The following is a 24,249-nucleotide window of genomic DNA, read 5'->3' on the forward strand; positions in this document are numbered from 1 at the left end:
GGGCGGCGGCGACCCCGGCGTCCTGCGGCTGCACACCGGCGGTGGCGGTGTTCATCGACGGCGCCATGACCATGCCCATCGCCAGACCCATGAGGATCAACGCGGGCAGCACGCCACCGGCGTAGGAGGAGCTGACGTCGAGCCGGCTCAGGTAGCCCAGGCCGACCGCGCCCGTCGCCATGCCGATGGTGATGACGACTCGCGGGCCGAAGCGCGGCAGCGTCACGATGTTCGAGGTGTTCGAGCTGATCATCACGCAGCCGATCATCGGCAGGAACGCGAGCCCCGAGGTGACCGGGCTGAAGTGCTTGACCACCTGCAGGTAGTAGGTCAGGAACAGGAACAGCCCGAACATTGCGAGACCGGCGATGCCGACGGCGGCGAAGGCCATGCCGCGGGAGCGGTCGGCCACGACCCGCAGCGGCAGCAGCGGGTGCTCGACCCGCTGCTCGACGAGCACGAAGGTCACCAGCATCAGCGCGCCGACCACCAGCGAGACCACCGTGACGGCCGAGGCCCACCCGCTGGTCTCGGCCTGCGAGAAGCCGAGCACGAGACCGAAGAGCCCGGCGGCGGCGAGGACGGTACCGACGAGGTCGACGCGCGGACGGACCGGCGGCTTCGCCTCGCTCATGTAGACGAGCGCGCCGACGAACGCGGCCGCCGCGAAGAGCACGTTCACGTACATGCACCAGCGCCACGACAGGTATTCGGTGAGGATGCCACCGAGGATCAGGCCGACCGCGCCACCGCCGACGGCGACGGTGCCGAACACGCCGAACGCCTTGCCGCGTTCGCGCGGGTCGCGGAACGTGGTGACGAGCGTGCCGAGCGCCGCGGGCGCCAGCATCGCGCCGGCGATGCCCTGCAGGGCGCGGGCGATCACGAGCACGGTGAACGACGGCGCGGCGCCGCCGAGGGCCGACGCGGCCGCGAACGCCACGAGGGCGATGAGGAAGGTGCGCTTGCGGCCGACGAGGTCGCCGATGCGACCGCCGAGCAGCAGCAGGCTGCCGAAGGCCAGCGCGTAGGCGGTGACGATCCACTGCCGGGCGCTGTCCTGGAAGCCCAGGTCGGCCTGGGCCGACGGCAGGGCGATGTTCACGACGGTCGCGTCGAGCACGACCATCAACTGGGCGATCGAGACGACCACCAGCACGAGCCAGCGGTGGTCGGTGCGTGACCGCGCGGGCGTCTTTCGGGTCAGGGTGTCACTGGGCACAGGGATTTTCTCCTGTCGGGAGGTTCGTACGGATCTTCGCGAGCAGCTCGACGAGGGTGCCGCGCTCGCGGACGGTGAGGCTTCCGAAGATCTCGTCCATCGCCTGGTTGCGGACGGTCCGGGCCGTCTCGCAGGCATCGCGGCCGGCCGGCGTCAGCGCGACGATGCGCGCCCGCCGGTCGTTCTCGTCATCGGTGCGGGCGACGAGCCCGTCCCGCTCGAGGGCGTCGACGGTGTCGGTGACCGACCGCGGCGCGTAACCGAGCAGGCCGGCCAGGGTGGACTGGTTCATGGGGCCGCGGTCCTGCAGGCGCATCAACACCTTGGCCCGGGCGAGCGAGAGCCCGGCCGCACCCATCGCCTGGTCGACGATGCGATGCACCTGGTGGTACAGCTCGAAGTAGGCCTGACCGACCTCGAGCTGCACTGCGTCGCGGGATGCCACGAAACCCTCCGGAAACTATCTGAGGTTCCTCATGATGAGGTACCTCACCATCGTAGGGTTCCAGCGCACCCGCGCTCCGATTCATTCCCGGACAAAGAAGATTTCAGTCGACCAGCGCGGAGTAGACGAGCTGGCGCAGCTGCGAGCGGATCGGGTACGTGCTCGACGGCAGCAGCTGGGTCATGAACACGACGGTGATGTTCTCGACCGGGTCGACCCAGAAGGCGGTGCTGGCCGCGCCGCCCCAGGCGAACTCGCCGCGCGAGCTCAGCGTGCGCGTCGCCGCCGGGTCGAGCGTGACCGAGAAGCCGAGGCCGAAGCCGACCCCGTCGAACGGCGTCTCGGCGAACAGCGGTCGCCCGAAGGCGACGAGGTCGGCGCCGCCGGGCAGGTGGTTGCTCGCCATGTAGGGCACCGTGCGGTCGCCGAGCAGGCGCACGTCCCCGAGCCGGCCACGGCCGAGCAGCATCTGGGTGAAGCGGTGGTAGTCCCCCAGCGTCGAGGTGAGCCCGCCGCCACCGGAGAACCAGCTCGGCTTGAGCACGCTGTCGCCCATGGCGTCGGCCCGCAGCAGCCCGGGCGTGTAGAGCGCGGCCGTGCGGGCCGGGTCGCTGCCGCCGAAGCCGGTGTCGGTCATGCCGAGCGGGGTGAAGATGTGCTCGGCGAAGAAGGCGTCCAGCGACTGGCCCGACACGACCTCGACGAGGCGGCCGAGGACGTCGGTCGACACCGAGTAGTTCCACTCGCAGCCGGGGTGGAACAGCAGCGGCATCGAGGCGAACGCCTCGCTCGCCCCGGCGAGATCGATCGAAGGCGGCGCACCCCACTCGTAGCCGGCGGCCCGGTACATCGCGTCGACCGGATGCGCGTGGTGGAAGCCGTAGGTGAGCCCGGAGGTATGCGTCAGCAGGTGCCAGACCCGGATGGGCTCCAGGGCCGGGACGGTCTTCGGCTTGAGGTCCGAGCCCCCGTCCCATACCCGCATGTCGGCGAACTCGGGCAGCCACTTGGCGATCGGGTCGGTGAGCTCGAACGCGCCCTGCTCGCACAGCATCATGGCCGCGACCGAGGTGACCGGCTTGGTCATCGAGTAGATGCGGAAGATCGTGTCGAGCTCGACCGGCGCGCCCGCCTCGACGTCACGTTGCCCGCCCGCGGCGATGTGGGCCGGCTGCCCGTGCCGGCTGACCAGCACCGACCAGCCCGGGATCCTCCCGTCGTCGACGTAGCGTCCCAGCAGGGAGTCGATGCGTCCGAGTCGAGCGGCGTCGAAACCGAGCTCGGCCGGGTCGGACTCGACGGACGGCAGGCGGGACGGATCGCTCACTGGGGCTCCTTCGGATCGGACGCGCCGGCCGTCCGGCGACCGGTCATCCGACCATAACCATGGAATTCGGACGGTGTCGCACCGATCGGCGCGCAGCCCGGCCGGATCCCGGGGGCCGCAGGATGGCCCCGGCCCGTTTCCCGCTACGGGCCGGCGGTGCGGTCGCCGACGAAGGCGACGAGGTCGTCGTCGGCCGCGCTGAGCCGCTCCAGTTCCTCGCCGCCGTCGCAGCGGCACAGCGCGACGGTGATCGCCTCGTCGTCGCGGGCGACGACGCGCCACGAGCCGCCGAACTGCTCCCACCGGCGCAGGCGATCGACCGTGCTCATTCGAAGCGCACCGTGAGCAGTACGACGGCGTCGGAGTCGGCGACGAGGGAATGCCGCTGCCGCGGGATCGGCACCAGCTGACCGGCCGCGAGCGCCATGGTGTCGTCGCCGGAGACGAGGTGGACGGTGCCGAGCACCACCTGCAGCGACGCCGCCGGCGGGGCATCGTGCTCGGCCAGTTCGTGCCCGGCCCGCAGGGCGATCAGCGTCGATCGCAGACCGGGTTCGTGCAGCACCGTCCGGGCGGCGCGGCCGCCGTCGTGCCCGTCCGAGGTCGTCGCGAGCAATTCCTCGCCGAGGATCACCAGATCGATCGCTTCCGTCATCGCCCCTCCGCGTCCGCAACCTCGAGGTCGACGACGAACTCGTCGGCCTCGGTGGACTCCCACGACCGTCGCAGCGCCACCCGCAGCCGCAGCGGACCGGTCCGGCGCGGGGTGAAGGTGAGCCGTCGGGTGCCGGCGGCGCCCCGCGGTTCGGTGGGCCCGTCGTAGGTGTCGCCCAGCAGCTCCAGGCCGGCGGTGTCGTCGGCGTGCCAGCGGTAGCCGGTCGTCGGCGTCTCGGTGAGCGCGAGCGTCACCGGCTCCCCCGCCCGCAGCGTGAGCCGCTCCCCGGCGTTTCGCTCGGTCAGTTCCACATCGTCCGACGCTACGCCCGGCGCCGGTCGCGAACGAAGGGGACAAACGACCCTGGAACCCGACCCCCCGCCCTGAGAGCGTGACGTCACCGACGCCTGGGCGGCGCCACCACCGGATCACCACGGGGGCGAGGATCATGCTCAACGGACTGTTCGACAGCGGCACGCTGTACCTGAAGTACGACGAGGTCGGACGCGATCACATGCGTCTCGGTCGCAACATGTGGCTGGACGGTCGCAGCCTCGCGCACATGGTCGAGAACGACGTGCACGAGATGGGTCGCCCTCTGGCCGGACAGTCCTGGGACCGGGTGCTCGCCGTGCTCGACCAGGGCAAGCTCGGCTCGTGCACCGGCAACGCCGGCACCGGCGCGCTGGGCACCCAGCCGTTCTACGACGCGGTCGGCAAGAGCGTCCTGCCCGCCGCCACCGACGCCGCCGCGGGCGAGGCGTTCGCGGTCAAGCTCTACGAGGACGCCACCGTCGTCGACGGCTACCCCGGCGTCTACCCGCCCGACGACACCGGCTCGTCCGGCCTGGCCATCTGCAAGGTGCTCAAGACCCGCGGCACCATCAAGGGCTACCGCTGGGCGCGGTCGGCCTACGGCTTCCTGCGCCTGCTCCAGAACGGACCGGTGCTGCAGGGGATGCCCTGGTACAACGCGTTCTTCAGCCCGGACTCCAACGGCTTCATCGACGCCGACCCGAACTGGTCGTCCAGCGGTCTCGCCGGCGGCCACGAGATCGAGGCCGTCGGCGTCGAACTGGACGAGAAGGACGCGTTCAACAGCGTGATCACCTACGTGAACAGCTGGGGCACCGCCTGGGGTGACGCCGGCCGGTTCCGCATGCGCCTGCACACCTACGAGAAGCTCAACGGCGTCGACCTGAAGCAGTACCGCGTCTGACGTCACGTTTCGTTTCCCGGACCGACACCGTTCGTTCTGGTCGTATCGGCGCCGGTGACCGTGGGAGATGCTCGCCCAGGCACCGCCACCTGCGGTGCCCTGGCGGGCCGGCGCCACGAAGATGCAATGCCCTCGTCGAGTGCAGGACTCACTCCCTCCGCGCGGCGAGGACGTCTCATCACTGCAGTCGTGACGCCGACCCACCACCAGCTAAGCGCCTTTGCCGCGGGTAGTACAGGTCTTCGGGAGCACTCCAGACCACGGGATCAGGGCGGCGGACGAGTCGACCTGTAAGCCGGATCCTGTGCCCGGTGCGAGCACCGGGCGACGGCCATCCATCTAGGCCTGCCGTTGCCGGCAGGCTCGAGCGGTCTACCCGCAGGCTCGGGCGGGCCGCCCTCGAACGCCTGCGCAGGCCGGCGAACCGGCCCTTCTTGACCTTGCTCCGGGTGGGGTTTACCGAGCCGCTCCGGTCACCCGGAACGCTGGTGGTCTCTTACACCACCGTTTCACCCTTACCGGTGCCGGCGAACCAGCTCCGGCGGTCTCTTCTCTGTGGCACTGTCCCGCGGGTCACCCCGGGTTGCTGTTGGCAACCACCCTGCCCTGTGGAGTCCGGACTTTCCTCGATGTGGTCCTGCGACCACAGCGCGGCCGTCCGGTCGGCTCGTCCGCCGCGTGACGGATCGTACGCGGCGCCGGCCGGGGGTCGTTACGCTCACCTCATGCCTGAGCCGACCGGAGCCGAGCTCGCCGCGGTGCGCGAGCGTCGCGAGCAGCTGCGCGAGAAGTACCTGCACCCCAAGTCCACGCGCTCGCCGAGCACGGCCCGCGGCATCCACCACGCCGCGTTCGTGTGTCGCGACGTCGAGGAGACGATCCGCTTCTACCAGGACTTCCTCGGCTTCCCGCTGGTCGAGCTCGTCGAGAACCGCGACTACACCGGCTCGAGCCACTTCTTCTTCGACCTCGGCAACCGCACGCTGCTGGGCTTCTTCGACTTCCCCGGCCTCGACCACGAGCCGTACAAGGAGACGATCGGGGCGCTGCAGCACATGGCGATCTCGGTGACGTCCGAGCAGTTCGAGGCGGCGAAGGCGAAGCTGGACGACGCGAAGGTCGACTATCTCGGCCCCGACCGCGGCGCCGACGACAGCCTGTACTTCCGCGACCCGAACGGCATGGGCATCGAGCTCTACCGCGAGGTCCTGGGCAACTTCGAAGGCAGCGAGCTGCTGTAGTGCGCGCAACCCCCACCGCCTGTTCCAGAAACGAACTCACCTAGTGCCCGGCGCGGCCGCCGAGGTCGTCGCCGCCGCCCTGCTCCTGCTCAGTCTCGCCTTCGCCGTCGCCCGGCCGCGGGGGTTGAGCGAGGCGGTCGTGGCGGTGCCGGCGGCCCTGCTGGTGGTGCTCCTCGGCATCGTCCCGGGTCACGCGGCGCTGCAGACGCTGAAGCAGATCGGGCCGACCGTCGGCTTCCTCGCCGCCATCCTCGTGTTCGGCCACCTGTGCGCCGAGGCCGGCGTCTTCGACTACCTCGGCGCCCGCGCGGCCCGGGCCAGCGGCGGCCGGCCGACGCGCTTGCTCGCTCTGGTGGTCGCGCTGGCCGCCACCGTGACCGCGACTCTCACCCTCGACGCGACGGTCGTCCTGCTCACGCCGGTCGTGCTCACCACGACGGCGCGGCTGCGGGTGCGCACCCGTCCGCACGCGTACGCCTGCACCCGGCTGGCCAACAGCGGTTCGCTGCTGCTGCCCGTCTCGAACCTGACCAACCTGCTCGCGTTCAGCGCCTCGGGCCTGTCGTTCGGGCACTTCACCGCGCTGATGGTGCTGCCGTGGGTGCTGGTGTGCGTGGCCGAGTGGCTCGGGCTGCGGCTGTTCTTCCGCCGCGACCTCGCCGCCGAGCCCAGCGCCGACCGGCCGGCCCCGGACGTCCCGCGCGCCCCCACCTACGCGCTGGTCGTGCTGATGGTGACGATCGCGCTGTTCGTCATCGCATCCTCGCTCGACGTCAATCCGGCCTGGGCCGCGCTCACCGGCTGCGTCGCCCTGCTCGTCCCGCGCCTGCGCCACGGCGAGGTGCACGTGCGCCAGCTGGCCATCGAGGCCTCGCCCGGCTTCTGCCTGTTCGTGCTCGCGCTCGCGGTGGTGGTCGACGGGGTCGCCCGGCACGGTCTCGCAAGCGGTCTCGCGCACCTCGTCCCGGCCGGCACAACCTTCCTGGAACTGCTCGGGCTCACGGCCGTGGCCGCCGTCCTGGCCAACGTGGTCAACAACCTGCCGGCGACCCTCGCCCTGATCCCGCTGGTCGCGGCCAACCCGGCGTGGGTGCTCGCCGTGCTCATCGGCGTCAACATCGGCCCCAACGCCACCTACCCGGGCTCGCTGGCCACCCTGCTGTGGCGCCGGCTGCTGCCGGCCGAGGACAAGCCGAAGGCCGCCGAGTTCCACCTGCTGGGCGCGATCACCGTGCCGCTGCTGCTGGTGCTGGCCGTCGCCGCGCTCTGGCTCGGCGTGCGCACCGTCGGGGTGTGACGCTCAGCCGAGGTGGCTCGTGTCGTTGAACAGCCGCAGCGTCGCCCCGCCGTCGCCCGAGTAGTCGACGATCGACACCGAGGCGGTGTCGAGGAACAGCCGGAACATCGCCGCGGGCGGCGCGCCGAGGGCGGCCTGCACGAGCAGCTTGATCGGCGTCACGTGCGTGACGACGACGACGGTCGTCCCCGCGTGGGTCGTGAGCATCGCGTCGCGGGCCCGGGTCACCCGCGCACCGACGGCGGCGAACGACTCCCCGCCCGGCGGCGCAACATCCGGCGAGCCCGTCCAGGCCGCGAGGGCCGCGCCGTGGGCCGCCCGCACCTCGGCGAAGGTCAGGCCCTCCCACTCGCCGAAGTCGCACTCGGCGAGATCGTCGACGGTCCGGAGGGGCAGGGCCAGCGCGTCGGCGATCGCCGTCGCCGTCTGGACGGTGCGGACGAGCGGCGAGCTGACGACCGCGGCGGCCGCTCCGAACGACGCGGCCCGGCGGGCGAGGGCGGCGGCCTGGCCCGCGCCGAGGTCGTTCAGGGGCAGGTCGTTGCGGCCGGAGAACCGCTTGTCGGCAGAGTGGGCCGTGGCGCCGTGCCGGACCAGGACGAGCCGGGTCCGCGCCCCGCCCGGCACCCAGCTCGCGGTCACGAACCTGCGGCTCTCATAGACCCGAGTCGGCGGTACGCACCAGGATCGCGCGGCAGTTGTCGCAGCGCACCACGGCGTCGGCCGGGGCCGAGCGGGCGCCGGAGAGCTCGCTGCCGGACAGCTCCATGTGGCAGCCCTCGCAGCGCCGGGCCCGCAACATCGCCGCGCCGGTGCCGCCGTGGGCGCGGGCCTTCTCGTAGAGCGCGAGCAGCTCGGCCGGCAGCGCCGCGGCGATGCCGTCGCGCTCGGGCCGGCGGGTGGCGATGGCCGCGTCGATCTCGGCGAACGCGGCGTCACGGGTCGCCTCGTACTCACCGCGCTCGGCGGTCAGCGCGTCGAGGCGGCGCTGGGCGTCGGCGAGCTCGGACTCCGCCTGCTCGGCCCGCTCCATGACCTCCAGCAGCTCGTCCTCGAGGGTGGCCTGGCGCCGGGCCAGCGAGGTGATCTCGTGCTGCAGCCCGGCGAGCTCCTTGGCCGGCAGGCCGCCGCTCTGCAGCCGGGCTTCGTCGCGGGTCGTGCGCGTGCGCACCGTCTCGACGTCGTTCTCGAGGCGGCCCTGCTCGAGTTCGATGTCGGCGAGCGTCGTCTGCGCGTCGATGACCTCGTTCTGCACGCCCGCGCCGGTGGTCTCACGCTCGGCGATCGCGGCGAGCTCGGGCAGCGTGCGGCGCCGGTGGGCGAGCTGGGCAAGGGCGGTGTCCGCGGCCTGCAGGTCCAGCAGGCGCAGCTGAGTCATCGGGTCGGCGTTCACGAACTGATCTGGCTCCCTGTCGAGGTTGACGGCGCGTCTGCTGACGTCGAGGGCGAGTGCAGCGTCCACGGATCGGTGACCCGGCGCGACACCCGGATGTCCACCGTAGTGCCGAAGCGCTGCGCCAGTGCAGCCGCGACCGCGTCCAGCCACGGAGCCTCGGTCGCCCAGTGCGCGGCGTCGACGAGCGCCATGCCGTCGCCGCCGCGTTCGGTGACGGCCTCGACCGCCGGGTGGTGCTTGAGATCGGCGGTCAGGAAGACGTCCGCACCGGCCCGACGGGCGTCCTCGGCCAGCGACCCGCCCGAGCCACCGCAGACGGCGACGGTACGGACGATGCGGTGCGGATCACCCGCTGCCCGCACCCCCCAGACGGTCGGCGGCAGCGCGGCCGCGGCGTGCTCGACGAAGCGGGCGAGCGTCATCGGCTCGGGCAGTTCACCGACCCGGCCGGTGCCCCGCGATCCGGGTAGCCGCGCCTGCTCGTACACGTCGAAGGCCGGTTCCTCGTACGGGTGGGCCGCCCGCATCGCCGCCACGACCCCCGCGCGGGCCCGCCGCGGCACCACCATCTCGACCCGCGCCTCGGCCACCTGTTCGATCGCGCCGACAGTGCCGATCGCCGGGCTCGCGCCCTCGAGCGGACGGAACGTGCCCGCGCCCTCGACCGTCCAGGCGCAGCGGTCGTAGTCGCCGACCTGCCCGGCTCCGGCGGCGGCGAGCGCGTCGATCAGCGCCGCGGCCCCGTCGCTCGGAACGTAGACGACGATCTTGTCCAGGGCGTCGTCCGGCAGCGGTTCGAGCGGGCGCAGGTCGCGCAGCCCCAACCGCTCGGCGAGCGCGTCGGACACGCCGGGCGAGGCGACGTCGGCATTCGTGTGCGCGACGTAGTGCGCGACGCCGGCCCGGATCATCCGGTGCACCAGCGCGCCCTTGGGGTCGTCGGCCGGCACGCCGTGCACGCCGCTCAACAGCAGCGGGTGGTGGGTGACCAGCAGTTGGGCGCCGGCGTCGATCGCCTCGTCGACCGTGGCCGGCACGGCGTCGACGGCGAGGACGATGCGCCGCACCGGCTCGTCGGGGTCGCCACAGACCAGGCCGACCGCGTCCCACGACTCGGCCCAGCGCGGGTCGAACCAGCCCTCGAGGGCCGAGCGGACGTCACCGAGTCGAGGCACGATCGCGAACCTATCGTGACCGGCGCTGCCCGGTCGGCCCGCGTAGCCTGGACCGGACTCGTGAAACCCGGAGGCTCGGTTGATTCTGTTCGACGGCGCGCTCGGCCTCCTCGGCCTCGGACTGTGGCTGTTCTGCATCATCGACGTCATCACCACGCCCGAGGGGCAGACCCGCAACCTGCCCAAAGTCGTGTGGCTGCTCCTGGTCATCCTGCTCTTCGACGTCGGCTCGATCGCCTGGCTGGTGGCCGGTCGCCCCTGGACGGCCAAGGCCGGGGCCCGGGCCGGCTGGGACACCCCGGCCCGCGGCACGCGCCGGCCGACCAACCCCGACGACGACGAGGAGTTCCTGGCCGGGCTCAAGGCCCGCGCCGAGGAGCAGCGCCGCCGCGCCCGCGAGACCGAGGACCCGCCGGCCTGAGCCTCACGCGGCCAGCGTGAGCGGCAGCCCGAACTTCTCGAACTGCGACGGGCCGAAGGTCGTGATCTCGCCGATCCGCCCGTCGACCACACGCAGCACGTCGAACTTGAACCCGCGGAACATCGTGTCGCCCGGGCGGCGCAGGTAGCTCGCCGCCGTCGGCAGCCGGTTGGCCGTGGTCGGCAGCAGGCGCCAGTCGCCCTCACGATCGGGTCCGAACGCCCGCTCCAGCAGGTGGTGCAGCTGGTCGATCCCGTCGAAGCGCATCGGCATCGGCGGCATGGTGACCCGGATGTCCGACGCCGCCAACGCGGCCGCCGCCGCGATGTCGCAGCGCTGGTGCGCGTCGATGAAGGCCGCGAGCAGTGCGCGTTCCTCGGCCGTCGGTTCGGTGGCCCGCCAGTCGGTCCGCCGGGACGGCAGGTGCTCCTGCATCGTCGACCGGGCCCGTTGCAGGGCGCTGTTGGCCGCCGGCACCGAGGTCCCGAGCAGCGCCGCCGTCTCCGCGGCCGGCCAGCCGAGGACGTCGCGCACGATCAGCGCCGCGCGCTGCCGGGCCGGCAGCACCTGCAGCGCGGCGAGGAACGCGAGTTCGATGGTCTCGCGGTCGACGACCACCGCGTCGGGCTCGGCAGCGGACGGCGCCACCTCGTCCAGCAACGAATCGGGGTAGGGCGTCAGCCACGGCACCTCGACGGCGTGGTGCGCGAGCACCGGCCGGCGGGAGCTCGCCCGCAGCAGGTCCAGGCAGGTGTTCGTCGCGATGCGGTACAGCCAGGCCCGCAGCAGCGTGCTGCCGTCGAACGTGTCGCGCGAGCGCCAGGCCCGCAGGTAGGTCTCCTGCACCGCGTCCTCGGCCTCCTCGAACGAGGCGAGCATGCGGTAGCAGTGCACGTGCAGTTCCCGCCGATGGCGATCGGTGCTCTCGGCGAAGGACTGCTCGTCCATCAACGCTTCTCCTGGAGCACCCACGTGTTCCCGTCGGGGTCCTTCAGGTCGGCGAAGGAGTTGAACGTGGCGTGCTCGGGGTCGGCGCCCGGCTTCCAGCCGTCGGGCGTCATGTGCCGGATGTCGCTCACCTCGACGCCGCGGGCGACGAGTTCGGCGTGCGCGGCCTCGATGTCGTCGATGCACAGGTGCAGTCCGACCACCGATCCCGGCTCGGCCGTGGTGATGCCCACGCCGACCGAGATCGAGCAGGCCGAGCCGGGCGGCGTCATCTGCACGACGCGGAAGCTGTCCCCCGCCTTGTGGTCGACGTCGAGCCGAAAGCCCATCTTCTCGGTGTAGAACGCCTTCGCGCGGTCGACGTCGGCCACCGGCACGAGCACCAGTTCAAGTTTCCAGTCCATGGTCATCACCCTCTCACCGGACCCCAGCGCCTGGGATCCCCTGTCGTCGCCTACGGACAGTGAAACGTCGACCGGCCGGAGAACTCATCGGTGCGGCGATGACATTCCGCCCGGCGGCCTTCCTCCGGGCCCACCCCGACGGTAGGAAGGGCATCTCTGGACGGAGCAGACATGGCACTGAACGTGACGCAACCGGGCACGACCCCCCGACGGGTCTGGGTCACCGGGCGCACGGACATCGGCGAGGTCGTCGACCCCGGCAAGGTGATCGGCCACCGCTTCAACGTGTACTGCGTCGGGGTGCACTTCCCCGAGACCGGCGAGGTCGTCTACTACGACGCCAGCCGCGTCGTCGACGTCGACTAGGAACGGCCCGGCCGCCGCCGACCCGTCCGGTAGATTCCTCGCCGCAACGTCCCGGTAGCTCAGCTGGTTAGAGCGCCGCTCTTACACAGCGGATGTCGGCGGTTCGAATCCGTCCCGGGGCACCGTCACACCGCTGCGCCTCCACGATCCTTCACTCAGCGTCACGCCGTACCGTGAAGCCGTGTTCCGGACGCTGCGCGAACCGCGCTACGCCACTCTCGGCGCCCTCATGGTGGTCGTCGCGATCGCGTGCGTGCTCGCCGGCACCTGGCAGATCGCGCGCTACGAGGACAAGCACCACGCGAACGACCACCTGCGGGTCAACGCGCACCGCCCGACCGTCGGCGTCGCCGCCGTCCTCCCGCTCGTCGGCTCCGGCCGGGCCCCGTCGGAGGACGACGTCGAGTTCCGGACCGTGCGGGCGACGGGCACCTACGACGCGTCCGGCCAGAGCCTCGTGCGGGGCCGGACGGTCGACGGAGACACGGTCGGCTTCCTGATCCTCACCCCGTTCCGGACGGGCGGCGCGACCCTGCTGGTCGTACGCGGCTTCCTCGCCCAGTCGAACTCGGGTGCCGTCCCGGTGCCGGCGTCGCCGCCGACGGGGCGCGTCACCGTCGTCGCCCGCACGCAATCACCCGAGTCGCGCAACGACGCGGCGGCGCAGCTGACCCGGCACCAGGTCGAGTCGATCAACCCACGCCAGCAGGCGCGGCGGCTCGGCACCCCGGTCTACGACGGCTACGCCGAGCTCGATGCCGGCCAGCCGGGGACGGCCGGACTCACCGCGATCCCGAAACCCGACCTGTCGAACCCGGCGGGCGGGGCGCTCGAGCCGCAGCACTTCGCCTACGTCATCCAGTGGTACCTGTTCGCGATCCTCGCCCTGGCCGCGCCGTTCGCGATGGCCCGGGCCGATCGCCGCAACGCCCGCCGCGACGCCGAGGTCGACTTCGACGCCGCCCCGCCGGCCGTCGAGACGATCAGCGAGCCGACCGAGGGCGAGCTGCGCGCCCGCAAGATCGCCGACCGCTACGGCCGCTCCGTCCACTAGGTTCAGCGGCGTGACTCCAGCCGACGGGCACGACCGATCCGGGGCCGACCGCAACAGCCGCGCCTTCGACGCCGCCTACTGGGACGAGCGCTACGCCGAGCGCGACAGCGTGTGGGGCGCCGCGCCGAACCGGTTCGTCGAGGCCGAGGTCCGTGACCTGGCGCCGGGCCGCGCGCTCGACCTGGCCTGCGGCGAGGGGCGCAACGCGCTCTGGCTCGACTCGCTCGGCTGGCGGGTGACCGCCGTCGACTTCTCCGGGGTGGCGCTGGAGAAGGGACGCCGGGGCGGCGAGAGCAACGTCGTCTGGACGCGGGCCGACGCCACTGCCTACGACTCCCCCGAGCCGGTCGATCTCGCCCTGCTCTGCTACCTGCAGGTGCCGGCGGCCGAGCGCGCGAGCGCCGTGACGCACGCCGCCGCCGCCCTCGCGCCCGGGGGCACTCTGCTGGTCGTCGCCCACGATTCGCGCAACCTGACCGACGGCACCGGCGGGCCGCAGGACCCGACGGTGCTCTACACCGCGCGCGACCTCGTCGACGACCTGGCCGGCACCGACCTGGTCGTCGAGAAGGCCGACGAGGTGCTGCGCCCGGTCGAGGGCGCCGAGCGCCCGGCGATCGACTGCCTGCTGCGGGCGCGGCGCCCCGACCGAAGAGCTACAGCGCCTTGATGGCGGCCTGCCAGGCCGACGCGTCGCGTCCCTCGCCCGGGCCGTTCATCTCGGCGAAGCGCACGACGCCGGCCTTGTCGACCAGGAACGTGCCGCGGTTGGCGATGCCGGCCTGCTCGTTGAACACGCCGTAGGCCTGGGCGACCGCGCCGTGCGGCCAGAAGTCCGACAGCAGCGGGAACTCGAAACCCTCGCGCTCGCTGAAGATCTTGTGCGAGTACGCGGAGTCGACGCTGACCGTCACGACCTGGACGTCGTCGTTCTGGAACGTGTCGATCTCGTCGCGCACCCGGGTCAGCTCGCCGGTGCAGATGCCGGTGAACGCGAGCGGGTAGAAGATGATCAGCACGGCCTTCTCGCCGCGGAACGAGGAGAGGGTCACCTCTTCGTTGTTCTGGTCCTTCAGCGTGAAGTCGGGCGCTTGCGCACCCACGGGGACGACGTCGGTCACTTCTTTCCTCCGGGAGTCTTGCGGCCGACGAGGCGGGCCGCGGACCATCCGTCGCCGATCGTGGCGATGGATGTCTGGGAGAGGCCGGCGATCGACGCCGCCTCGGCGATGTCGGACGGTTCGACGTAGTCGTCGCGACCGCGTTTGGGGGTCAGCAGCCAGATGTAGCCGTCGTCGGCGAGGGGGGCGATGGAGTCGACGAGCACGTCGACCAGATCGCCGTCGCCGTCGCGGTACCAGAGCAGGACGACGTCGACGACCTCGTCGGTGTCCTCCGGCTCCATGTCCTCACCGGTGATCGCGACGATGTCCTCGCGCAGGACGTCGTCCGCATCGTCGTCGTAGCCGGATTCCATGATGATCAGGCCGGGCTTGAGTCCCAAGCGCGCGGCTGTTCCCGGTCCGTTGCCGGACGGGGGGGTCGGGCTCACAACGACATCCTCCTAGGGTCTGCTCTGTCTTCGTCAACTTCTTCGATACCTGCGAGTAAGTCCACTGCCGACCCTAGCGGCTCGCGAGGGTGTTGACTGGTGGTGGAGGCAAAGCACCTGTGCCCACCTCGGCACACCGGCAAGGAGGAACCGTGACCCGGGACCGTTTCAGCATCATCACCGATGGGCTACCCAACCAACTGCCCGACATAGACCGCGACGAGACCCGGGAATGGCTCGAATCGCTCGACGCCGCGATCGACTCCGACGGGCGCCAGCGCGCCCGCTTCCTGATGCTCAAGCTCCTGGAGCGGGCCCGGGAGCGTCAGGTCGGCGTCCCCGGCCTGCGCAGTACCGACTACATCAACTCGATCCCGCCCGAGCGCGAGCCGTGGTTCCCCGGCGATGAGGACATCGAACGCCGCATCCGGGCCTACATCCGGTGGAACGCGGCGATCATGGTCTCGCGGGCGAACAAGACCGTCGGCGTCGGGGGGCACATCGCCACCTACGCGTCGGCCGCCTCGCTGTACGAGGTCGGCTTCAACCACTTCTTCCGCGGCAAGGATCTCGCCAGCGGCACCGGCGACCAGGTCTACTTCCAGGGCCATGCGGCGCCCGGCATCTACGCCCGCGCGTTCCTCGAGGGTCGGCTCACCGAGACCCAGCTCGACGGCTTCCGCCAGGAGGTCTCCAAGGCGCCGAACGGGCTGTCGTCCTACCCGCACCCGCGGCTGATGCCGCAGTTCTGGGAGTTCCCGACCGTCTCGATGGGGCTCGGCCCGATCAGCGCGATCTACCAGGCCCGGTTCAACCGGTACCTGCACGCGCGCGGGCTGGCCGACACCTCCAACTCGCACGTGTGGGCGTTCCTCGGCGACGGTGAGATGGACGAGGTCGAGTCCCTCGGCGCCATCGGCGTGGCCTCGCGCGAGGAGCTCGACAACCTCACGTTCGTCATCAACTGCAACCTGCAGCGCCTCGACGGTCCAGTGCGCGGCAACGGCAAGATCATCCAGGAGCTCGAGGCGTACTTCCGCGGCGCCGGCTGGAACGTCCTCAAGGTCGTCTGGGGACGCGACTGGGACCCCCTGCTCGCGCGCGATGCCGACGGCGTCCTCGTCAACCAGATGAACTCGACGCCGGACGGCCAGTTCCAGACGTACACGACCGAGAGCGGCGAGTACATCCGCAACAGCTTCTTCGGCGGTGACCCGCGGCTGCGCAAGATGGTCGAGGACCTCTCCGACGACGACCTGCGCAAGCTGTCGCGCGGCGGGCACGACTACCGCAAGGTCTACGCCGCGTTCGAGGCGGCGCGGGCGCACACCGGCCAGCCGACCGTGATCCTGGCCCACACCGTCAAGGGCTGGACGCTCGAGTCGTTCGAGGGCCGCAACGCCACGCACCAGATGAAGAAGCTCACCGGCGCCGACCTCAAGGCGTTCCGCGACCGGCTCTACCTGCCGATCTCGGACAAAGAGCTCGAGGCCGACCTGCCGCCCTACTACCACCCGGGCGAGAAGTCCGACGAGATCCAGTACATGAAGGAGCGGCGCGCGGCGCTCGGCGGCGCGATCCCGAAGCGGGTCGTGCGGGCCAAGCCGCTGGCCCAGCCGGGCGACGCCGCGTTCGCCGAGTTCCGCGGCGGGTCGGGCAAGCAGCAGGTGGCCACCACGATGGCCACCGTCCGGCTGTTCAAGGACCTCATGAAGGACAAGGAGATCGGCAAGCGGTTCGTGCCGATCATCCCGGACGAGGCCCGCACGTTCGGCCTCGACGCGATCTTCCCGACGGCCAAGATCTACTCACCGCACGGGCAGGAGTACGAGGCCGTCGACCGCGAGCTGCTGCTGTCCTACAAGGAGTCGACCACCGGGCAGATCCTGCACGAGGGCATCTCCGAGGCGGGCTCGATGGCCTCGCTGATCGCGGCGAGCACGTCCTACGCCACCCACTCCACGCCGATGATCCCGTTCTACATCTTCTACTCGATGTTCGGCTTCCAGCGCACCGGCGACCAGTTCTGGCAGCTGGCCGACCAGCTCGGCCGCGGCTTCGTGCTCGGGGCGACGGCCGGGCGCACCACGCTCACCGGTGAGGGGCTGCAGCACGCCGACGGCCACTCGCTGCTGCTGGCCTCGGCCAACCCGGCGTGCGTCTCCTACGACCCGGCCTGGGCGTTCGAGGTGGCGCACATCGTGCGGGCCGGCCTGGCCCGGATGTACGGCGTCGGCGCGTTCGGCTCGGCCGAGGTGAGCGAGCACGACATCTTCTACTACCTGACGATCTACAACGAGCCGCTCGTGCAGCCCAAGGAGCCGGACAACCTCGACGTCGAGGCCCTGCTCAAGGGGCTGTACCTGTTCGCGCCGGCCGCCGAGGCCCCGAACGGGCGGCCGCGCACGCAGCTGCTCGCGTCGGGTGTCGCGGTGCCGTGGGCGATGCGGGCCCAGCAGCTGCTGGCCGACGACTGGGGCGTCGACGCCGACGTCTGGTCGGTGACGTCGTGGAACGAGTTGCGCCGCGATGCCGTCGAGTGCGAGGGCCACGCGCTGATGAACCCGGGCGAGGAGTCGCCGGTGCCGTTCGTGACCTCGGCCCTGGCCGAGACGTCCGGCCCGGTCGTCGCCGTCTCGGACTTCATGCGCGCCGTGCCCGACCAGATCGCCCGCTGGGTGCCGAACGACTACGTCTCGCTCGGCACCGACGGCTTCGGCTTCGCCGACACCCGCGGTGCGGCCCGGCGGTACTTCCACGTCGACGCCGAGTCGATCGTCGTCGCGGCCCTGGAGCGGCTCGCCCGGGCCGGCGCCGTCAAGCCGGAAGCCCCGCGCGAGGCGTTCGACAAGTACCAGCTCGGTTCGGTGACCGCCGCGGGCACCGGCACGATCGGCGGCGACGCCTAGGTCGGTCGGCTCGTCCTGCGCCTTGTCCGCCCGTGTGGCTGCGAATCAGCGCGAGATCACAGCCACACGGGCGGACAAGAGCGGAAACGGGCGCGGGTCAGTAGCGGGCGCCGACGACCCGGTCGGCCAGGGCGTCCAGCTCCGTCACGTCCGACTCGTCCAACTGGACGTCGAGGGCTCCGACGTTCTGCTCGAGCCACGTGATCCGCTTCGTGCCCGGGATCGGGACGACCGGGACGCCGAGCGCGGCCGCGCGGCCGTGCACCCACGCGAGCGCCACCTGGGCCGGGGCGCAGCCCTTCCGTTCGGCGACGGTCGCCACCGCAGCGGCGATCGACCGGTTCGCGTCCGCCGCCTCACCGACGAAACGCGGGTTGCGGGCGCGGAAGTCGTCGGCGCCGAACCTGGAGGTGTCGAGCGTGCCGGTCAGGAAGCCGCGGCCGAGCGGCGAGAACGGCACGAGCCCGACGCCGAGCTCGCGCAACGCCGGCAGCACTGTCGTCTCGGGGTCACGCGTCCACAGCGAGTACTCGCTCTGCACCGCCGCGATCGGGTGCACCGCGTACGCGCGCCGCAGCTGCGCGTCGTCGACCTCGGACAGCCCGAGGTGGCGCACCTTGCCGGCCGCCACGAGTTCGGCCATCGCGCCGACGGTCTCCTCGATCTCGGCGTCCTGCGGCGGGCGGTGCAGGTAGTACAGATCGATGTGGTCGACGCCGAGACGCCGCAGCGAGTCGTCACAGGCCTGCAGCACGTACCCCCGCGTGCCGCGCAGGCGCCGGTGGTCCCAGCCCTCGGTCGAGTCGATGCCGCACTTGGTCGCGAGCTGCACCTCGTCGCGCCGGTCGGTGATCGCGCGGCCGACCAGCACCTCGTTGTGTCCGGCACCGTAGACGTTCGCGGTGTCGAGCAGCGTCACGCCGAGGTCGAGCGCGCGGTGGACGACGCCGATCGACTCGTCCCAGTCGCCCCGGCCGTAGCTCTGGCTCATGCCCATGCACCCGAGGCCCTGCGCCGAGACGGTCAGCCCACCGAGTTGCGTTGTCGGAATGCTCATCCTTCGACAGTAGCCACGATCAACAGCTGCCCGTCGCCGTCGACGTCGAGCGCCTCGCCGGCCGCGCGCAGGGAGTCGCCCGGCCCGAGGTCGTGCCCGCCGACGGCGTAGCGCCCGGCCGCCACGTACAGGTGGACGAACGGCGCCGCCACCACCCGCTCGTCGCGTGCCGCCCGCACGACCCGGAACGCCCCGGCGGCGAGGCGCAGCGGCGGGGCGGCCACGTCGTAGTCGGGGACGTCCTCGTCGCACATCAACCACAGCTGGACGAAGTGCAGCGGCTCGGACTCGGACGCGTTGCGCTCGGCGTGCTCGATGCCGAGCCCGGCCAGCTGATACTGCGCCCGCCCCGGCACCACGACCTGTACGCGCCCGGCGCCGTCGTCGTGGTGCAGCGCGCCCTCGACCACCCAGCTGATCAGCTCGACCCGCGCGTGCGGGTGCCGCGCGAAGCCGGCGCAGGGATCGACCAGGTGCTCGTCGCACGCCACGACCGGCCCGAAGGAGAGGTTGTCGGGGTCGTAGTGCGCGCCGGAGGAGAACGAGTGCCACGTCGTTATGCCCGACTGCAGCGTGCGGAACCGGTCGGCCGCCCGGCGGACCTGGATCACGGGCGCACGGAGTGGTCCGACGTCCAGGCCAGCAGCTGCTCGGCCGTCCACGTGTTCACGATCGACCCGACCTCCACGCCGCACCGGGCCGCCCGCTCGCACCCGTTGGACTGCCAGTCGAGCTGGCCCGGCGCGTGCGCGTCGGTGTCGATCGAGGTCAGGCAGCCGGCCTCGACCGCCAGCCGCAGCAGCCGCTTGGGCGGATCCAGCCGCTCGGGCCGAGAGTTGATCTCGACCGCCACCCCGAACTGCGCGGCCGCGGCGAACACGAGCTCGGCGTCGAACTCCGACTCCGGACGCGTGCCCCGCCCGCCCGTCACGAGCCGGCCGGTGCAGTGCCCGAGGACGTCGGTGTGCGGGTTGGCCACCGCCGCCACCATCCGCGGCGTCATCTCCGCGGCCGGCATCCGCAGCTTCGAGTGCACGCTCGCGACGACGAGATCGAGCCGGGCCAGCAGCGACGGCTTCTGGTCGAGCGTCCCGTCGTCGAGGATGTCGACCTCGATGCCGGTGAGCAGCCGGAACGGCGGGCCGCCGTCGTTCGCGAACTCGTCGTTCAGCCCGGCCACGATGTCGAGCTGCTGCTCGAGCCGCTCGGCCGACAGCCCGTTGGCCACCTTCAGTCGCGGCGAATGATCGGTGAGGACGAGGTACTCGTGCCCGATCGCGCGAGCGGTCTCGGCCATCTCGCGGATCGGCGAGCCCCCGTCGGACCAGTCGGAGTGGCTGTGGCAGTCGCCCCGCAGCGCCGCGCGCAGGGCCGCGGTCGCCTCGTCGAGCGGGACGTCCTCGGTCGCCTGCAGCCGGCGCAGGTAGACCGGCACCTCGCCGCCGAGCGACTCGACGATGCAGCGCTCGGTCACCTTCCCGATCCCCGTCAGCTCGCCGAGCGTGCCGGCCGCGGCCCGCGAGGAGACCTCGTCGGCCGGCAGGTCGTCGACGACGCCCGCGGCGGTGCGGAACGCCTTGACCCGGAACGTGGGTTCGCGGGCGCGCTCGAGCAGGAACGCGATGGTGCGCAGGTCGGCGGACGGGTCCCGCGGCGCGGCATCGGAAGACACGATCTCACCGTATCCAGGAGGCCCCGTGGCAGGCTGCATCCTGTGTCGACCAAATCGCGGGAGGAGCCGACCAAATCGCGGGAGGAGCCGACCACATCGCGGGAGGAGCCGACCACATCGCGGGCGGAGCCGTCCGTCGTCGTGCCCCTCGCGCGCCCGGGCATCGACCCGGAGACCGTGCGGCGCATCGAGCAGGCCACCGGTCGGCTCGCGACGCAGAGCGTCGCCCGCATGGACGAGTCGCTCGCCTGGTTCCGCGAGCTGCCCTCGGACCAGCGCTCCTGGGTGACGCTCGTCGTGCAGGCCGGCCTGCAGTCCTACGTCGAGTGGCTGCGCTCCCCCGACGACGTGCTGCGGCTGACCGGCGAGGTGTTCGCCACCGCCCCGCAGGCGATGGCCCGCTCGGTGAACCTGCAGCAGACCGTCGAGCTGGTCCGCCAGAGCATCGAGGTCGCCGAGGACCACCTGCCGCTGCTCGCCGGGCCGGGCGACGTCGACATCGTGCGCGAGGAGCTGCTGCGCTTCAGCCGCGAGATCGCCTTCGCCGCCGCCCGCGTGTACGCCACGGCGGCCGAGAACCGCGGTTCCTGGGACGAACGCCTCGAGGCGCTGGTGATCAACAGCCTGGTCAGCGGGGCGGCGGTCGGCGACCCGCTGCCGAGCCAGCTCGCCGCCCTCGGGTGGCACGACGCCGGGCCGATCGTCGCCGTCGTCGGCAGCGCCCCGGACGATCCGGCCGAGGCCGCGCTCGCCGCCGTGCACACCCTCGCCCGCCGGATCGGCAAGGACGCGATGGCCGGGGTGCACGCCGACCGTCTCGTCGTCGTGATCGGCGGGATCACCGACGCCGAGGAGGCCGCGACCCAACTGCTCCCCGCGTTCGGCGACGGTCCGGTCGTCGTCGGGCCGATCGCCGCCGACCTCGCCGAGGCGGGGGCGGTGACCCGGGCCGCGCTCAGCGGGCTGCGGGCCGCCCCGGCCTGGCCGGCCGCGCCGCGCCCGATCCAGGCCGACGCACTGCTGCCCGAGCGGGCTCTCGCCGGCGACCCCGAGGCGAGGGCCCAGCTGGTCGACGACATCTACCGCCCGCTGATCGAGGCCGGCGGATCGCTGATCGAGACGGTCACCGCCTTCCTCGACGCCGGCGGGGCGCTCGAGGCCACCGCACGGGAGCTGTTCGTCCACGCCAACACGGTGCGCTACCGGCTGCGGCGCGTGGCCGACATCTGCGGCGAGACCCCGACCGACGCCCGCGGCGCGCTCACCCTGCGCGTGGCGCTCGTGCTCGGCCGACTGGAAACAGTGGGTTAACCGACAACGGCACGCCGCGTCGGCGGCGTAATGTTCCCGTTGCAATTGGTGGTTTCCTACAAGACGCACCCGACAACCCTGTGGGTGTCACGGTCGCGCGATCGAGCGCCGAGGCAGGAAGCTGGACAGCGTGATAGCCGTCTTCGCCCCCGGACAGGGCGCGCAGTCCCCCGGCATGTTCTCCCCGTGGCTCGAGCTGCCCGGCGTCGACGCGCAGCTCGCCGAGTTCTCCGAGGCCACCGGACTCGACCTGCTGGCCCTGGGCACGACGGCGAGTGCCGACGACATCAAGGACACCGCGGTCACCCAACCGCTGCTCGTCGCGCTGGGCGTCATCGCCGCCTCGCAGCTCGGCCTCGAGGCCGCCGGCGAGCGGGTCGTGGCCGGGCACAGCGTCGGCGAGCTGACCGCCGCCGGCGTCGCCGGAGCGCTGTCCCCCGTCGATGCCGTCGCCTTCGCCGGACGCCGCGGGGCCGAGATGGCCGCCGCCTGCGCCGCCACCCCGACCGGCATGTCGGCGGTCCTCGGCGGCGACCCCGACGCGGTCGTCGCGGCCATCGAGGCCGCCGGGCTCACCCCGGCCAACCGCAACGGCGCCGGCCAGATCGTCGCCGCGGGCGCGCTCGACGCGCTCGAGAAGTTCGCCGCCGAACCGCCCGCCGGGGCGCGCGTCCGCCCCCTCGCCGTCGCCGGCGCCTTCCACACGCACTACATGGCCTCGGCCGAGCAGGCCCTGGGCGCCTACACCGCCGGCCTGACGGTCGCCGATCCGCGACCGATCCTGCTGTCCAACGCCGACGGCGCGGGCGTCGACACCGGCGCCGACCTGATCGCCCGGCTCGTCCGCCAGGTCACCCTCCCGGTGCGCTGGGATCTCTGCCTGCGCACGTGCGCCGACCTCGGCGTCACCGCCGCCATCGAGCTCGCCCCGGGCGGCGTCCTCACCGGCATCGCCAAGCGCGAGCTCAAGGGCGTGGACCTCGTCGCCGTCAAAACGCCGGACGACCTCGACGCCGCCCGCGCGCTGGTCGCCGCGAACCCGCAGCACGGGCAGGGCGAGCACACTCCCGAGGTGCGCGTCGTCGTCACCCCGGCCAAGGGCGTCTTCACCCGCGACGAATCGGTCGACGCGGGCCGCGAGATCGCCCAGGGCGCGCGCATCGGCACCGTCCGCACCAACCGCGACGAGCACGAGGTCGTCGCGCCCACCGCCGGGGTGCTCGCCGAGTGGCTGCACCACGACGGCGACATCGTCGCGGCCGGCCTCCCGGTCGCCCGGCTCACCAACGGATCGGAGTGACTTCGTGACTCTCGCCGCGCTCCCCGGGCCGCCCGGAACCCGCATCCTCGGGCTGGGCCACTACCGCCCGGGCAACGTCGTCACCAACCACGACCTCATCGCCCGTGGCGTCGACACCGACGACGAGTGGATCAAGTCCCGTGTCGGCATCGCCGAGCGGCGCTGGGCCGACCCCGACGAGTCGGTCGTCGACATGGCCGAGCAGGCCGCCAGCAAGGCGCTCGCCGCGAGCGGCGTCTCGACCGACGACATCGACCTCGTGCTCGTCGCCACGTGCACGATGGTCACCCAGATCCCGGCCGCCGCACCCGAGCTGGCCAGCCGCCTCGGCATCCACGCGCCGGGCGCCTACGACGTCAACTCCGGCTGCTCCGGGTTCGTCTACGCGCTCAACGCGGCGTCGGCCGCCGTGCTCACCGGCCAGGCCCGCAACGTCCTGGTCGTAGCGGCCGAGCGGTTCTCCGGCTGGCTCGACATGACCGACCGCAGCACCTGCATCATCCTGGGCGACGGCGCCGGCGCGGCCGTCGTCGGGCCGTCCGACACTGCCGGTCTCGGACCGGTGGTGTGGGGCAGCGACGGCGCGCAGTTCGACACCGTGGCCATCGACGCCGAGAGCCGGCTGTTCCGTCAGGAGGGCCAGGCGGTCTACCGCTGGGCCACCGGCGAGATGGCGCCGATCGGCATCGAGGCGTGCAAGCGGGCCGGGCTCGAGCCCTCCGACATCGTCGCCTTCGTGCCGCACCAGGCCAACCTGCGCATCATCGACGCGCTGGCGCGACGCATCAACCTCCCCAACGCGATCATCGCCCGTGACATCGTGACCTCGGGCAACACGTCGGCCGCGACAATCCCACTCGCGCTCTCGCGCATGGTCGAGGCCGGCGAGATCCCGTCGGGTGCGCCCGTCCTGCTGCTCGGCTTCGGCTCCGGCCTCGCCTACGCGGCCCAGGTCGTGCTCGCCCCGTGAGAACGCCGTCCGTACCGGACGGTATCCATCCCGCATCACCGAACCGAAAGGAAGATCCCGTGGCCAGTGCCGACGAGATCCGTGAAGGACTCGCCTCCATCCTCAACGAGGTCGCCGACGTGAGCGCCGAGGACGTCAGCGACGAGAAGAGCTTCGTCGACGACCTCGACGTCGACTCGCTGTCGATGGTCGAGGTCGCGATGGCCGCCGAGGAGAAGTTCGGCGTCAAGATCCCCGATGACGAGCTGCCCAAGCTCAAGACCGTCGGCGACGCCGTCAACTACATCGCTGCGAACGACAAGTCCTGA

Annotated in this window: 28 protein-coding genes, 1 tRNA gene and 1 other RNA gene; 13 read left to right on the forward strand and 17 right to left on the reverse strand. The window is 72.0% G+C overall.

The genetic code is table 11. The annotated features are described in order from the left end of the window. The 6 genes from VGN18_RS00005 to VGN18_RS00030 form a co-directional block, all read right to left on the reverse strand. The coding region (locus tag VGN18_RS00005; RefSeq protein ID WP_327537557.1) for a DHA2 family efflux MFS transporter permease subunit at positions 1 to 1,222 on the reverse strand (1,222 nt) is incomplete at its 3' end. Next, the gene (locus VGN18_RS00010; protein ID WP_327537558.1) at positions 1,212 to 1,667 is read right to left on the reverse strand and encodes a MarR family transcriptional regulator; all 456 of its coding nucleotides are present in this window, start codon (positions 1,665 to 1,667) and stop codon (positions 1,212 to 1,214) included. The genes VGN18_RS00005 and VGN18_RS00010, both read right to left, overlap by 11 nt. Before the next feature lie 103 nt (positions 1,668 to 1,770). Beyond that, positions 1,771 to 2,994 carry a serine hydrolase domain-containing protein gene (locus VGN18_RS00015; protein WP_327537559.1) on the reverse strand — a complete coding sequence of 408 codons (1,224 nt, stop codon included), beginning with the start codon at positions 2,992 to 2,994 and terminating at the stop codon, positions 1,771 to 1,773. A 143-nt stretch (positions 2,995 to 3,137) separates the two neighbouring features. After that, positions 3,138 to 3,323 carry a hypothetical protein gene (locus VGN18_RS00020; RefSeq protein ID WP_327537560.1) on the reverse strand — a complete coding sequence of 62 codons (186 nt, stop codon included), beginning with the start codon at positions 3,321 to 3,323 and terminating at the stop codon, positions 3,138 to 3,140. Next, on the reverse strand, positions 3,320 to 3,649 hold the full coding sequence (locus VGN18_RS00025) for a LuxR family transcriptional regulator (protein ID WP_327537561.1): 330 nt from the start codon (positions 3,647 to 3,649) through the stop codon (positions 3,320 to 3,322). Before VGN18_RS00025 ends, VGN18_RS00020 begins: the two co-directional genes overlap by 4 nt. After that, entirely contained in the window at positions 3,646 to 3,960 is a 315-nt protein-coding gene (locus VGN18_RS00030; RefSeq protein ID WP_327537562.1) for a protease inhibitor I42 family protein, read from the reverse strand. The genes VGN18_RS00025 and VGN18_RS00030 overlap by 4 nt, the downstream gene beginning before the upstream one ends. A gap of 137 nt (positions 3,961 to 4,097) precedes the next feature. On the opposite strand from VGN18_RS00030, the gene VGN18_RS00035 reads away from it, so the two are divergent. Beyond that, positions 4,098 to 4,868: a C1 family peptidase gene (locus tag VGN18_RS00035; RefSeq protein ID WP_327537563.1), complete on the forward strand. Its 771-nt coding sequence runs from the start codon at positions 4,098 to 4,100 to the stop codon at positions 4,866 to 4,868. Between the two features lie 275 nt (positions 4,869 to 5,143). Here VGN18_RS00035 and rnpB read toward each other — a convergent pair. Further along, positions 5,144 to 5,538: RNase P RNA component class A (gene rnpB, locus VGN18_RS00040), an RNA gene on the reverse strand. A gap of 55 nt (positions 5,539 to 5,593) precedes the next feature. Here rnpB and VGN18_RS00045 point away from each other — a divergent pair. Together VGN18_RS00045 and VGN18_RS00050 are read left to right on the forward strand one after the other, a co-directional pair. After that, positions 5,594 to 6,109 carry a VOC family protein gene (locus VGN18_RS00045; protein ID WP_327537564.1) on the forward strand — a complete coding sequence of 172 codons (516 nt, stop codon included), beginning with the start codon at positions 5,594 to 5,596 and terminating at the stop codon, positions 6,107 to 6,109. 43 nt (positions 6,110 to 6,152) lie between these two features. Next, positions 6,153 to 7,406: an SLC13 family permease gene (locus tag VGN18_RS00050; RefSeq protein WP_327537565.1), complete on the forward strand. Its 1,254-nt coding sequence runs from the start codon at positions 6,153 to 6,155 to the stop codon at positions 7,404 to 7,406. A gap of 3 nt (positions 7,407 to 7,409) precedes the next feature. On the opposite strand, the gene VGN18_RS00055 is transcribed toward VGN18_RS00050, so the two are convergent. The 3 genes from VGN18_RS00055 to VGN18_RS00065 are packed head-to-tail and all read right to left on the reverse strand — an operon-like array spanning position 7,410 to position 9,980. Continuing rightward, the gene (locus tag VGN18_RS00055) at positions 7,410 to 8,048 is read right to left on the reverse strand and encodes a histidine phosphatase family protein (RefSeq protein WP_327537566.1); all 639 of its coding nucleotides are present in this window, start codon (positions 8,046 to 8,048) and stop codon (positions 7,410 to 7,412) included. A gap of 13 nt (positions 8,049 to 8,061) precedes the next feature. Continuing rightward, positions 8,062 to 8,784 (reverse strand): zinc ribbon domain-containing protein, encoded by a 723-nt coding sequence (locus tag VGN18_RS00060; protein ID WP_327537567.1) that lies wholly within the window; start codon positions 8,782 to 8,784, stop codon positions 8,062 to 8,064. A gap of 11 nt (positions 8,785 to 8,795) precedes the next feature. After that, positions 8,796 to 9,980, reverse strand: coding sequence for a Nif3-like dinuclear metal center hexameric protein (locus VGN18_RS00065; RefSeq protein WP_349259796.1), 1,185 nt, complete (start codon positions 9,978 to 9,980; stop codon positions 8,796 to 8,798). A 76-nt stretch (positions 9,981 to 10,056) separates the two neighbouring features. Between VGN18_RS00065 and VGN18_RS00070 the strand changes: the two genes are divergently transcribed. Continuing rightward, positions 10,057 to 10,398 carry a PLDc N-terminal domain-containing protein gene (locus tag VGN18_RS00070; RefSeq protein WP_327537569.1) on the forward strand — a complete coding sequence of 114 codons (342 nt, stop codon included), beginning with the start codon at positions 10,057 to 10,059 and terminating at the stop codon, positions 10,396 to 10,398. 3 nt (positions 10,399 to 10,401) lie between these two features. Here VGN18_RS00070 and VGN18_RS00075 read toward each other — a convergent pair whose 3' ends face one another. Together VGN18_RS00075 and VGN18_RS00080 are read right to left on the reverse strand one after the other, a co-directional pair. Then, complete coding sequence (locus VGN18_RS00075; RefSeq protein ID WP_327537570.1) at positions 10,402 to 11,346, reverse strand: RNA polymerase subunit sigma-70; 945 nt, start codon at positions 11,344 to 11,346, stop codon at positions 10,402 to 10,404. Next, a complete protein-coding gene (locus tag VGN18_RS00080) occupies positions 11,346 to 11,750 on the reverse strand; it encodes a glyoxalase superfamily protein (protein WP_327537571.1) in 405 nt (134 codons plus the stop codon). Before VGN18_RS00080 ends, VGN18_RS00075 begins: the two co-directional genes overlap by 1 nt. A gap of 171 nt (positions 11,751 to 11,921) precedes the next feature. On the opposite strand from VGN18_RS00080, the gene VGN18_RS00085 reads away from it, so the two are divergent. From VGN18_RS00085 to VGN18_RS00100, 4 genes are all read left to right on the forward strand, one after another. After that, positions 11,922 to 12,116 carry a hypothetical protein gene (locus VGN18_RS00085; RefSeq protein ID WP_327537572.1) on the forward strand — a complete coding sequence of 65 codons (195 nt, stop codon included), beginning with the start codon at positions 11,922 to 11,924 and terminating at the stop codon, positions 12,114 to 12,116. Positions 12,117 to 12,164: 48 nt separating this feature from the next. Further along, positions 12,165 to 12,238: transfer RNA gene (locus VGN18_RS00090), tRNA-Val, on the forward strand. 59 nt (positions 12,239 to 12,297) lie between these two features. After that, on the forward strand, positions 12,298 to 13,170 hold the full coding sequence (locus tag VGN18_RS00095; protein WP_327537573.1) for an SURF1 family protein: 873 nt from the start codon (positions 12,298 to 12,300) through the stop codon (positions 13,168 to 13,170). 10 nt (positions 13,171 to 13,180) lie between these two features. Next, positions 13,181 to 13,840: a class I SAM-dependent methyltransferase gene (locus VGN18_RS00100; protein WP_327537574.1), complete on the forward strand. Its 660-nt coding sequence runs from the start codon at positions 13,181 to 13,183 to the stop codon at positions 13,838 to 13,840. Here the strand turns inward: VGN18_RS00100 and VGN18_RS00105 are convergent. Both VGN18_RS00105 and VGN18_RS00110 read right to left on the reverse strand, forming a co-directional pair. Further along, the gene (locus VGN18_RS00105) at positions 13,827 to 14,339 is read right to left on the reverse strand and encodes a peroxiredoxin (RefSeq protein ID WP_414654997.1); all 513 of its coding nucleotides are present in this window, start codon (positions 14,337 to 14,339) and stop codon (positions 13,827 to 13,829) included. The genes VGN18_RS00100 and VGN18_RS00105 overlap by 14 nt on opposite strands. Then, on the reverse strand, positions 14,288 to 14,722 hold the full coding sequence (locus VGN18_RS00110; protein ID WP_327537576.1) for a DUF3052 domain-containing protein: 435 nt from the start codon (positions 14,720 to 14,722) through the stop codon (positions 14,288 to 14,290). Before VGN18_RS00110 ends, VGN18_RS00105 begins: the two co-directional genes overlap by 52 nt. A 152-nt stretch (positions 14,723 to 14,874) precedes the next feature. On the opposite strand from VGN18_RS00110, the gene aceE reads away from it, so the two are divergent. Next, entirely contained in the window at positions 14,875 to 17,631 is a 2,757-nt protein-coding gene (gene aceE / locus VGN18_RS00115; protein WP_327537577.1) for a pyruvate dehydrogenase (acetyl-transferring), homodimeric type, read from the forward strand. 97 nt (positions 17,632 to 17,728) lie between these two features. On the opposite strand, the gene VGN18_RS00120 is transcribed toward aceE, so the two are convergent. The 3 genes from VGN18_RS00120 to VGN18_RS00130 are packed head-to-tail and all read right to left on the reverse strand — an operon-like array spanning position 17,729 to position 20,360. Continuing rightward, complete coding sequence (locus VGN18_RS00120; protein WP_327537578.1) at positions 17,729 to 18,688, reverse strand: aldo/keto reductase; 960 nt, start codon at positions 18,686 to 18,688, stop codon at positions 17,729 to 17,731. Beyond that, the gene (locus VGN18_RS00125) at positions 18,685 to 19,299 is read right to left on the reverse strand and encodes a pirin family protein (protein WP_327537579.1); all 615 of its coding nucleotides are present in this window, start codon (positions 19,297 to 19,299) and stop codon (positions 18,685 to 18,687) included. The genes VGN18_RS00120 and VGN18_RS00125 overlap by 4 nt, the downstream gene beginning before the upstream one ends. Beyond that, positions 19,296 to 20,360, reverse strand: a complete 1,065-nt coding sequence (locus VGN18_RS00130; RefSeq protein ID WP_327537580.1) for a PHP domain-containing protein — start codon at positions 20,358 to 20,360, stop codon at positions 19,296 to 19,298. The genes VGN18_RS00125 and VGN18_RS00130 overlap by 4 nt, the downstream gene beginning before the upstream one ends. 141 nt (positions 20,361 to 20,501) lie before the next feature. Here VGN18_RS00130 and VGN18_RS00135 point away from each other — a divergent pair, with 141 nt between their 5' ends. The 4 genes from VGN18_RS00135 (at position 20,502) to VGN18_RS00150 (ending at position 24,249) form a co-directional block, all read left to right on the forward strand. Further along, positions 20,502 to 21,671, forward strand: a complete 1,170-nt coding sequence (locus VGN18_RS00135; RefSeq protein ID WP_327537581.1) for a helix-turn-helix domain-containing protein — start codon at positions 20,502 to 20,504, stop codon at positions 21,669 to 21,671. 130 nt (positions 21,672 to 21,801) lie between these two features. Then, positions 21,802 to 22,971, forward strand: a complete 1,170-nt coding sequence (locus VGN18_RS00140) for an acyltransferase domain-containing protein (RefSeq protein WP_327537582.1) — start codon at positions 21,802 to 21,804, stop codon at positions 22,969 to 22,971. Positions 22,972 to 22,975: 4 nt separating this feature from the next. Further along, positions 22,976 to 23,941 carry a beta-ketoacyl-ACP synthase III gene (locus VGN18_RS00145; protein WP_327537583.1) on the forward strand — a complete coding sequence of 322 codons (966 nt, stop codon included), beginning with the start codon at positions 22,976 to 22,978 and terminating at the stop codon, positions 23,939 to 23,941. Positions 23,942 to 24,000: 59 nt separating this feature from the next. Further along, complete coding sequence (locus VGN18_RS00150; RefSeq protein ID WP_327537584.1) at positions 24,001 to 24,249, forward strand: acyl carrier protein; 249 nt, start codon at positions 24,001 to 24,003, stop codon at positions 24,247 to 24,249.

Source organism: Jatrophihabitans sp., from assembly GCF_036000465.1.
Lineage (GTDB): Bacteria > Actinomycetota > Actinomycetes > Mycobacteriales > Jatrophihabitantaceae > Jatrophihabitans.

Excerpts from the sequence above, each read along its gene's own strand:
- VGN18_RS00020 (WP_327537560.1), bottom strand. The coding sequence starts at position 3,323 with ATGAGCACGGTCGATCGCCTGCGCCGGTGGGAGCAGTTCGGCGGCTCG.
- VGN18_RS00025 (WP_327537561.1), bottom strand. The coding sequence starts at position 3,649 with ATGACGGAAGCGATCGATCTGGTGATCCTCGGCGAGGAATTGCTCGCG.
- VGN18_RS00035 (WP_327537563.1), top strand. The coding sequence starts at position 4,098 with ATGCTCAACGGACTGTTCGACAGCGGCACGCTGTACCTGAAGTACGAC.
- VGN18_RS00045 (WP_327537564.1), top strand. The coding sequence starts at position 5,594 with ATGCCTGAGCCGACCGGAGCCGAGCTCGCCGCGGTGCGCGAGCGTCGC.
- VGN18_RS00060 (WP_327537567.1), bottom strand. The coding sequence starts at position 8,784 with ATGACTCAGCTGCGCCTGCTGGACCTGCAGGCCGCGGACACCGCCCTT.
- VGN18_RS00075 (WP_327537570.1), bottom strand. The coding sequence starts at position 11,346 with ATGGACGAGCAGTCCTTCGCCGAGAGCACCGATCGCCATCGGCGGGAA.
- VGN18_RS00080 (WP_327537571.1), bottom strand. The coding sequence starts at position 11,750 with ATGGACTGGAAACTTGAACTGGTGCTCGTGCCGGTGGCCGACGTCGAC.
- VGN18_RS00085 (WP_327537572.1), top strand. The coding sequence starts at position 11,922 with ATGGCACTGAACGTGACGCAACCGGGCACGACCCCCCGACGGGTCTGG.
- VGN18_RS00105 (WP_414654997.1), bottom strand. The coding sequence starts at position 14,339 with ATGGTCCGCGGCCCGCCTCGTCGGCCGCAAGACTCCCGGAGGAAAGAA.
- VGN18_RS00120 (WP_327537578.1), bottom strand. The coding sequence starts at position 18,688 with ATGAGCATTCCGACAACGCAACTCGGTGGGCTGACCGTCTCGGCGCAG.